General features: G+C 73.7%; 6 protein-coding genes. 5 read left to right on the top strand and 1 reads right to left on the bottom strand.

All coding sequences use genetic code 11. From position 1 onward, the window contains the following. Positions 1-101 precede the first annotated feature (101 nt). Entirely contained in the window at positions 102-1,277 is a 1,176-nt protein-coding gene (locus ACFW1I_RS36875) for a trypsin-like serine peptidase (RefSeq protein ID WP_384678241.1), read from the bottom strand. A gap of 506 nt (positions 1,278-1,783) precedes the next feature. Here ACFW1I_RS36875 and ACFW1I_RS36870 point away from each other — a divergent pair. The 5 genes from ACFW1I_RS36870 to ACFW1I_RS36850 form a co-directional block, all read left to right on the top strand. Next, on the top strand, positions 1,784-3,151 hold the full coding sequence (locus ACFW1I_RS36870; RefSeq protein WP_384678243.1) for a diaminobutyrate--2-oxoglutarate transaminase family protein: 1,368 nt from the start codon (positions 1,784-1,786) through the stop codon (positions 3,149-3,151). Positions 3,152-3,189: 38 nt separating this feature from the next. Next, a complete protein-coding gene (locus ACFW1I_RS36865) occupies positions 3,190-5,067 on the top strand; it encodes an IucA/IucC family protein (RefSeq protein ID WP_384678239.1) in 1,878 nt (625 codons plus the stop codon). Between the two features lie 100 nt (positions 5,068-5,167). Next, positions 5,168-5,887: a GNAT family N-acetyltransferase gene (locus ACFW1I_RS36860; RefSeq protein ID WP_384678237.1), complete on the top strand. Its 720-nt coding sequence runs from the start codon at positions 5,168-5,170 to the stop codon at positions 5,885-5,887. 61 nt (positions 5,888-5,948) lie between these two features. Next, complete coding sequence (locus tag ACFW1I_RS36855) at positions 5,949-7,772, top strand: IucA/IucC family protein (RefSeq protein WP_384678235.1); 1,824 nt, start codon at positions 5,949-5,951, stop codon at positions 7,770-7,772. Positions 7,773-7,822: 50 nt separating this feature from the next. Then, a partial coding sequence (locus tag ACFW1I_RS36850; protein WP_384678233.1) for an ATP-dependent DNA helicase occupies positions 7,823-9,852 on the top strand: 2,030 nt, incomplete at its 3' end.

Genomic DNA, 9,852 nt, shown 5'->3' with positions numbered 1-9,852 from the left:
CGCCCCCGCGCCCCAGGGCCCCCCCCCCTTCCGGGGCGGCCGCCCCCCCCCCGGGCGGGGTGGGGGCCCGGCGCCTTTCTCGTGCGCTCGCGCGCACCGGCCTACTGGCCGGCGTACTTCTTGCTGACCTCGTCGAAGATCGCCTTGGCCTCGGGACCCAGTCGGGGACCCGCCAGCCAGCCGGCCGTCGACGGGCCGATCGAGGTGTTCGACACCAGCGCCGGCTGCCCGTCCTGGCCCTGGGCGACCCAGCCGCCACCGGACGAACCGGCCGTCATCGTGCAGCCGATGCGGTACATCGTCGGCTGCTCCGCCTTCAGCGACAGCCGGCCCGGCTTGTCCGCGCACTGGAACATCTTCTGGCCGTCGAACGGCGGCGCCGCCGGGTAGCCGGTCGCCGTCATCGACGCGATCTTCGGCACCGCCGGGGCGTTGAACTCGACCGGCAGGGCCGTACCGACCGTCTCCTCCAGCGACTTGCCGGACGAGCCCTTCTCCGGGGTCACCTGGATGACCGCGAAGTCGTACGGGGCGCCCGCGCCGCCGGTGGACGCGCCCTGCGCGATCCACTCGTCGGAGGTCTTGACCCAGTCCGCCCACCACACGCCGTAGGGGGCGATCTGCTCGCGCGACGCCTTCTCCAGCGCGGAGGTCTCCAGCGCGGCGTCGTTGTAGGACGGGACGAAGGCGATGTTGCGGTACCAGCCGCCCTCCTTGCCCTTGTGGACGCAGTGGCCGGCGGTCCACACCAGGTTGGACTTGCCCGGGTGGGCCGGGTCCTTCACCACGGTCGCCGAGCAGACCATGGAGCCGTCGGGCCCGTCGAAGAACACCTTGCCGGACGCGGGCGAGTTGTCGTGGTACTTCGCCTGCACCGGCTTCGCCGTCACCGGGTCGGGCGTCGGGTCGGTGACACCCTCGTCGCCCGAGATGTCCTCCTCCTCGACCGGCCGCTCGGGACGCTCGGCGTCCCGCATCCGGTCCGGGTCCCAGAGGTCCTCGATGATCGGGTTGACGAAGTCCTTCGCCTCACGGAGCCACTTGTCCTTGTCCCAGTTCCTCCACTCGCCGTCGCGCCACTTGTCGATGTCGATCCCGTGGTCCTTCAGCCGCTGCTTCAGGTCCTCCGGAATCTTGATCTTGTCGACCGGGTTCTCGCTGACCGGCGCACTGGGCTTGTCTCCGGCGTTCTCCTCGGTCGGGCCGCAGGCCGTCGCGGTGAGCGTCAGCGCCGCGACGGCGGACGCCGCCATCAGCAGCGGACGAATCGATCGCATCTCGTGATCCCCCTGGGAGTACTTCGACTGGTGCATGTCTGAGCATCGGTCGCACCCGTGTCCGGACGGACACGGGAACGACGGCCCCCACTATGCCGGTGCCGGAGGGGACGGTACGCGCCCCGGCGCCGGTTCCCGAGCCGGTGCGGCCGTTGTCATGCCGTGATCCGCGACACGCCAAGGATCTTGCCTCCGGCCCGTGTTCCCCGGCAGTTCCCGTCGTTGGTACGTACGGGGGACACAACGACGGCGCCCGGAGCGGCCCTTGGCCAGGGTCCGGCGGCCCGCCGATGTGCAACGCAACTGTTATCGCGGGAGGACACCGAGCCGTGGCCGTCACCGAATCAGCTTCAGCCACCGCACCCACCCGTCCCCCGGCCCCGGAGCCCGACGCGGTCGCGGCCGAGGGCGCGGAGGAGAGCGCCGGAGACCGGGAGACGGCGGGGGAGTCCACGGGGAAGCCGACGGGGAAGCCGACGGCCGCGACCCGCCGCGGCTACGGCACGGTGGCCGGGGGCGGTTACGAGGCCATCCTGCGGCGGCAGGCCCAACGCGAGTCCAGCGCCCGCACCTACGCCCGCTCGCTGCCGATCGTCCCGGTCCGCGCCCGCGGCCTGACCATCGAGGGCGCCGACGGCCGCCGTTACCTCGACTGCCTCTCCGGCGCCGGCACCCTCGCGCTCGGCCACAACCACCCGGTCGTCCTCGAAGCCATCCACCGGGTCCTCGACTCCGGGGCACCGCTCCACGTCCTCGACCTCGCGACCCCGGTCAAGGACGCCTTCACCTCCGAGCTGTTCGCCACCCTCCCTCCGGAACTCGCCGCCGACGCCCGCATCCAGTTCTGCGGCCCCGCCGGCACGGACGCCGTCGAGGCCGCCCTCAAACTCGTCCGCACCGCCACCGGCCGGCGCGGCCTGTTCGCCTTCACCGGCGCCTACCACGGCATGACCGCCGGAGCCCTCGCCGTCTCCGGCGGCGCCGAGGACGTCCGCGTCACCCGGCTCCCGTACCCCCAGTCGTACCGCTGCCCCTTCGGCGTCGGCGGCGAGCGCGGCGCCGAACTCTCCGCCCGCTGGACCGAGACCCTCCTCGACGACCCCAAGAGCGGCGTCGCCGCCCCCGCGGGGCTGATCGTCGAGGCCGTCCAGGGCGAAGGCGGCGTCCTCCCCGCCCCCGACGCCTGGATGCGCCGCATGCGGAGCATCACCGCCCGGCACTCCGTCCCCCTGGTCGTCGACGAGGTCCAGACCGGCGTCGGCCGCACCGGCGCGTTCTGGGCCGTCGAGCACAGCGGTGTCGTCCCGGACGTGATGGTCCTCTCCAAGGCCATCGGCGGCTCCCTCCCCCTCGCCGTCATCGTGTACCGCTCCGGACTCGACGCCTGGGAGCCCGGCGCCCACGCGGGCACCTTCCGCGGCAACCAGCTCGCCATGGCCGCCGGCACCGCCACCCTCGCGTACGTCCGCGAGAACCGGCTCGCCGAACGGGCCGCCGCCCTCGGCGCCCGGATGCTCGGCCACCTCCAGGGCCTCCAGTCCGCCCACCCCTGCGTCGGCGACGTCCGCGGCCGCGGCCTCATGATCGGCGTCGAACTCGTCGACCCCGAGGCCGCGGGCCCCGACGACCCCGTCCCGCCCGCCGCCCCGGCCCTCGCCCGGGCCGTCCGGCGCGCATGCCTGGACCGCGGACTCATCGTCGAACTCGGCGGCCGGCACTCCGCCGTCGTGCGCCTCCTCCCCCCGCTCACCCTCACCGACGAGCAGGCCACCGCCGTCCTGGACCGATTCGCCGACGCCCTCGCCGCCGCCGAGCGGGACCACCGTCCCCGGCCGCCCGCCCCCCACCGGCCCGCCCCCGGACCGTCCCACTGACCCGGATCGCCCCCGGCCCCCTCTCCAAGGAATCCCGCGTGAACGTCACCCCCACCTCCCAGGTGCCCGAGACCGAGACCCACCCCGACACCGAGGAGCACACGGTCCCGCGTCAGCACACCGGCCCCGCCCCCCTCCGGTCGTCCCGCCCCGGCGCCGATCCGGCCACCGGCCCGCACCGGTCCGGCACCCCCACCGCCGACCCGCTCGACGACCCCGACCCCCAGCGGGCCGCCGACACCGCCGCCATCGAGAACCTCCTCCGCTGCTGGGTCCGGGAGAAGAACCTCCCCGCCCCCGAGACGCCCACCCTCCGCGTCCCCCTCGACGCCAGCGGCACCGCCCTCCTCGTCCCCGTCCGCTACTGGTCCCCCACCGGCTGGCACCGCTTCGGCACCCCCACCCTGGCCGGCCTCCCCTCCACCGCCCCGGCCGTCGACGCCGTCACCCTCGCCGCCCTCCTCAGCCGCGAGACCGGCCGCCCCGAGGCCACCGAACTCGTCGGCCGCGTCGCCGACTCCGCCCGCCGCACCGCCGACTTCCTCACCGCCCGCCGCAGCGACCCCCGGCCCCACCCCGACGCCGACCTCTTCCTCGCCGCCGAACAGTCCCTCCTCCTCGGCCACCCGCTCCACCCCACCCCCAAGAGCCGCGAAGGACTCTCCGAGGCCGAGGCCCGCCTCTACTCGCCCGAACTCCACGGCTCCTTCCCCCTCCACTGGTTCGCCGTCGACCACTCCCTCCTCGCCTCCGACTCCGCCTGGACGGAACAGGGCCGCGCCGTCACCGCCGAACAGCTCACCGCCGGCCTCGCCGAAGGGCTCGCCCACCCCGCCGGCACCGCCCCCCTGCCCCTGCACCCCTGGCAGGCCCGCGAACTCCTCCACCGCCCCGACATCCGCGCCCTCCTCGACCGGGGCCTCCTCCACGACCTCGGCCCGCACGGCAGCCACTGGCACCCCACCTCCTCCGTCCGCACCGTCCACCGCCCCGGCGCCCGCGCCATGCTCAAGCTCTCCCTCGGCCTGCGCATCACCAACTCCCGCCGCGAGAACCTCCGCAAGGAGCTCCACCGCGGCGTCGAGGTCCACCGCCTCCTGCGGACCGGCCTCGTCGACGAGTGGCAGGCCGCCCACCCCGGCTTCGACATCGTCCGCGACCCCGCCTGGCTCGCCGTCGACGCCCCCGACGGCACCCCCGTGCCCGGCCTCGACCTGATGATCCGGCACAACCCCTTCGGCCCCGGCGACGACGCCGTCTGCCTCGCGGCCCTCACCGCACCCCGGCCCTGGCCCGGGACCACCGGCATGAGCTCCCGGCTCGCCGACCTCATCGGCCGCCTCTCCGCCCGCACCGGCCGCCCCGTCGCCGCCGTCTCCGCCGAGTGGTTCCTGCGCTACCTGGACCAGGTCGTCCGCCCCGTCCTCTGGCTTGACGGCCACGCCGGCATCGCCCTGGAAGCCCACCAGCAGAACACCCTCGTCCTCCTCGACCCCGACGGCTGGCCCGCCGGCGGCCGCTACCGCGACAACCAGGGCTACTACTTCCGCGAGTCCCACCGGGCCGAGCTGGAGGCCCGCCTCCCCGGCATCGGCGCCCACAGCGACACCTTCGTCTCCGACCAGGTCACCGACGAGCGCTTCGCCTACTACCTCGGCATCAACAACGTCCTCGGCCTGATCGGCGCCTTCGGCGCCCAGCACCTCGCCGACGAGCGGATCCTGCTCGCCGCCTTCCGCTCCTTCCTCACCTCCGCCACCGGTCTCGGCTCCCCGCTTCCGCACCGCCTCCTCGAAGCGGCCACCCTCCGCAGCAAGGCCAACCTCCTCACCCGACTCCACGGCCTCGACGAACTCGTCGGCCCCGTCGACACCCAGTCCGTCTACGTCACCATCACCAACCCCCTCCGCCCCTGAGCCCCGGGCGGCCCACCACCCGCCGCCCACGGCCCGCACCCATCAGCGCGTCCCTCCACCACCCACCGAAGGGACGCCCCGACCCCGGAAGACCCACCCCATGTCCTTAGATCCGGACCACGGACACGAAGCCGGCACCACCACCACCGGGACGGCCACCGAGACGGCCACCGACGGCACCACCGACGGCACCACCGACGGCACCACCGATGGCGCCACCGACACTGCCCTCGCCGGTCGCCACGGCGGCGACCTGCTCGACTCGGTCGCCTCCTGGGCACCGGCGGACACCCCCTTCGGCTCCTTCCGCCTCGTCCCCGTCCAGCCGGCACGTGACCTGCGCCTGCTCACCCGGTGGATGAACGACCCCGCCGTCGCCGCCTTCTGGAAACTCGCGGGACCCGCGTTCGTCACCGCCTACCACCTCCGCGCCCAGCTCGACGGCGACGGCCGCAGCGTCCCCTGCCTCGGCCTGCTCGACTCCACCCCGATGAGCTACTTCGAGATCTACCGCGCCGACCTCGACCCGCTCGCCCGCGCCTACCCGGCCCTTCCGCACGACACGGGTATCCATCTCCTCCTCGGAGGCGCCGCGGACCGAGGCCGAGGAGTCGGCACCGCCCTCCTGCGCGCGGTCGCCGATCTCGTCCTCGCCCACCGTCCCCGCTGCACCCGAGTCGTCGCCGAACCCGACATCACCAACACCCCCTCCGTCTCGGCCTTCCTCAGCGCCGGCTTCCGCTACGCCGCGGAAATCGAACTGCCCGACAAACGAGCCGCGCTCATGATCCGCGAGCGATCCACCCGTCACGCTCTGTGACCACTCTCTGTCTTTGATACACCGCTCGACCCACAGCGGTTCCCAATTTCGAGGAGTCTTTGTGACGACGTCCCCAGCACCCCACGACTCCGCACGACCCGCGGCGACCGCCGCACCCGCCCCCGAGCTGCTCGCGCCCCCCGAGCTCAACCCCACCGCCTGGACCCGCGCCGCCACCCGCACCCTCGCCAAGGCCCTCGGCGAGTTCGCCTACGAGGAGATCCTCGAACCGCTCCCCGCCGACGGCGACACCCCGGACCGGTACGTCCTCACCCTCGACGACGGCGCCGACCTCGCCTTCACCGCCCGTCGCGGCGCCTACGGCGGCTGGCGCGTCGCACCCGACACCATCACCCTCGACGAGCGGCCGCTGACCGACCCCCTCGCCTTCCTCGTCCGCGCCCGCCGCCTCCTCGGACTCGACGGCGCCACCCTCGGCCACCTCATCCGCGAACTCTCCGCCACCCTCGCCGCCGAAGCCCGCCTCGACCACACCGCCCTCCCCGCGGGCCGCCTCGCCGACCTCCCGTACGCCGAACTCGAAGGCCACCAGACCGGCCACCCCTGGCTGGTCCTGAACAAGGGCCGCATCGGCTTCTCCGCCGGCGACTCCGCCCGCTGGGCCCCCGAGGCCCGCCGCGCCACGCGGCTCCCGTGGATCGCGGTCAGCAACCGCCTCGCCGCCTACCGCGGCGTGACCGGGCTCGACACCCCCGACCGCCTCTACGCCCGCGAACTCGATCCGCCCGTCCGGGACGCCTTCCGTGCCGAACTCACCGCCCGCGGCCTCGATCCCGATGCCTATCTGCTGCTCCCCGTCCACCCCTGGCAGTGGGACGAGATCCTCCTCCCGCTCTATGCCCCCGCCATCGCCTCGGGCGCCATCGTCCCGCTCCCCGCCGACGGCGACCTGCGCCTGCCGCAGCAGTCCATCCGCACCTTCCTCAACACCAGCCGCCCCGACCGGCACACCGTCAAACTGCCGCTCTCCGTGCTCAACACCCTCGTGTGGCGCGGACTCCCCACCGAACGCACCCTCGCCGCCCCCGCCGTCACCGCCTGGGTCCACGGCCTGCGCGACGCCGACCCCTTCCTCCACCAGGAGTGCGGCGTGATCCTCCTCGGCGAGGTCGCCTCCGTCACGGTCGAGCACCCCCTCTACGACCGGCTGCCCGAAGTCCCGTACCAGTACAAGGAACTCCTCGGCGCGATCTGGCGCGAACCGCTCCGCCTGCCGCCCGGCGAGCGCGCCCGCACCCTCGCCTCCCTGCTGCACACCGACCCCGACGGCCGCGCCTTCGTCGCCGAACTCGTCGAGCGCTCCGGCCTGGACCCCGCCGCCTGGCTGCGGCGGCTCTTCGCCGCCCTGTTGCCGCCGCTGCTCCACTTCCTCTACCGCTACGGCACGGTCTTCTCCCCGCACGGCGAGAACGCGATCGTCGTCTACGACGAGCAGGACGTCCCCGTCCGCCTGGCGATGAAGGACTTCGTCGACGACGTCAACATCAGCGCCCACCCGCTCCCCGAACACGACGCGATGCCCGACGACGTCCGCGCCGTCCTCCTCACCGAGGAACCCGGCTTCCTCACCCAGTTCATCCATTCGGGGCTCTTCGTCGGCGTCTTCCGCTACCTCGCCCCCCTGTGCGAGGAACAACTCGACATCCCCGAAACCGACTTCTGGGCGCTCGTCCGCGCCGAGATCCTCCGCCACCAGGAGCGCTTCCCCGAGCTGAAGGACCGGTTCGAGCTCTTCGACCTGCTCACCCCCCGGATCGAGCGGCTCTGCCTCAACCGCAACCGGCTGCACATGGACGGCTACCGGGACCGCTCCGACCGCCCCCACGCCGCCGTCCACGGCACCGTCCCCAACCCGCTGGCGTGATCCCTGTGCGTGCCCCCGCTGTCGGTGCCGCCCCGTAGGCTGGGAACGCTATGACGAAGCCATCCCTCCCCGACCTCCTCCACGCCGCCGTCGCCGCCGTCGGCGGCACCGAGAGGCCCGGCCAGGTCACCATGGCCGAGGCCGTGGCCGAGGCCATCGACGACAATTCCCATCTGCTCGTCCAGGCGGGCACCGGCACGGGAAAGTCGCTCGGCTACCTCGTGCCGGCGCTCGCGCACGGGGAGAGGGTGGTGGTGGCCACGGCCACCCTGGCGCTCCAGCGCCAGCTCGTCGAGCGCGACCTGCCGCGGACGGTCGACGCGCTCCACCCGCAGCTGCGCCGCCGCCCCCAGTTCGCCATGCTCAAGGGCCGGTCGAACTATCTGTGCCTGCACCGCCTCCACGAGGGGGTCCCGCAGGACGAGGAGGACGGCCTGTTCGACCCCTTCGAGGCCGCCGCGCCCACCAGCAAGCTCGGCCAGGACCTGCTCCGGCTGCGCGACTGGGCGGACGAGACGGAGACCGGTGACCGGGACGACCTGACACCCGGCGTCTCCGACCGGGCCTGGGCCCAGGTCTCGGTCTCCTCCCGGGAATGCCTCGGCGCGAGCAAGTGCGCCTACGGGGCGGAGTGCTTCGCCGAGGCGGCACGCGAGCGCGCCAAGCTCGCCGACGTCGTCGTCACCAACCACGCCCTCCTCGCGATCGACGCGATCGAAGGCGCCCCCGTGCTGCCCCAGCACGAGGTGCTGATCGTCGACGAGGCCCACGAGCTGGTCTCCCGGGTGACCGGCGTCGCCACCGGCGAGCTCACCCCGGGCCAGGTGAACCGGGCGGTGCGCCGGGCCGCCAAGCTGGTGGACGAGAAGGTCGCCGACCAGCTCCAGACCGCCGCTGAGGGCTTCGAGCGGGTCATGGAGCTGGCGCTGCCGGGCCGCCTGGAGAAGCTTCCGGAGGACCTGGCGTACGCGCTGGCGGCGCTGCGGGACGCGGCCCGAGCCGTGATCACCGCGCTGGGGAACACCCGCGACCGAGCCGTCCAGGACGAGGACGCGGTGCGCAAGCAGGCGATGGCCTCGGTCGAGACCGTGCACGGCGTGGCGGAGCGGATCACCCAGGGCTCCGAGTACGACGTCGTCTGGTACGAGCGGCACGACCGCTTCGGCGCCTCGGTGCGGGTCGCGCCGCTCTCGGTCTCCGGGCTGCTCCGGGAGAAGCTCTTCACCGAGCGTTCCGTGGTCCTCGCCTCGGCCACGCTCAAGCTCGGCGGCGACTTCAACGGGGTGGGCGCCTCCCTGGGGCTCGCGCCCGAGGGCACCACGGGGGACGACCTTCCCGTCTGGAAGGGCATCGACGTCGGCTCCCCGTTCGACTACCCCAAGCAGGGCATCATGTACGTCGCCAAGCACCTGGCCAAGCCGGCCAGGGACGGCGACCGGGGCGACATGCTGGACGAGCTGACGGAGCTGATCCAGGCGGCCGGCGGGCGGACCCTGGGACTCTTCTCCTCGATGCGGGCGGCCCAGCTGGCGGCGGAGGAGCTGCGGAGCCGGATCCCGGAGTTCCCCATCCTGCTCCAGGGCGAGGACACCCTGGGCGAGCTGATCAAGAACTTCTCGGCGGATCCGCGGACCTGTCTGTTCGGAACCCTGTCGCTCTGGCAGGGCGTGGACGTGCCCGGTGCCAGCTGTCAGCTGGTCGTCATGGACAAGATCCCGTTCCCGCGCCCCGACGATCCGCTGATGAGCGCCCGCCAGAAGGCGGTCGAGGAGAACGGGGGCAACGGCTTCATGGCGGTGGCGGCGACGCACGCGGCGCTGCTGATGGCCCAGGGCGCGGGCCGCCTGGTCCGGGCGACGGGCGACCGGGGCGTGGTGGCCGTACTGGACCAGCGGCTGGCCACCGCGCGGTACGGCAGCTATCTGAAGGCGTCCATGCCCGACTTCTGGTACACGACGGACCGCAACCAGGTGCGGAAGTCGCTGGGCGCGCGCGGCGCGGCCGCGGAGGGGGGGGGGGGCCGGGGCCCCGGGGGGGGCGCCCCACCGCCCCCGCGGGTGGCGGGGGCCGCGGGCGGCCC

This window comes from Streptomyces sp. NPDC058955, from assembly GCF_042741435.1.
Lineage (GTDB): Bacteria > Actinomycetota > Actinomycetes > Streptomycetales > Streptomycetaceae > Streptomyces.
This window is presented reverse-complemented; position numbering and strand designations above follow the sequence as displayed.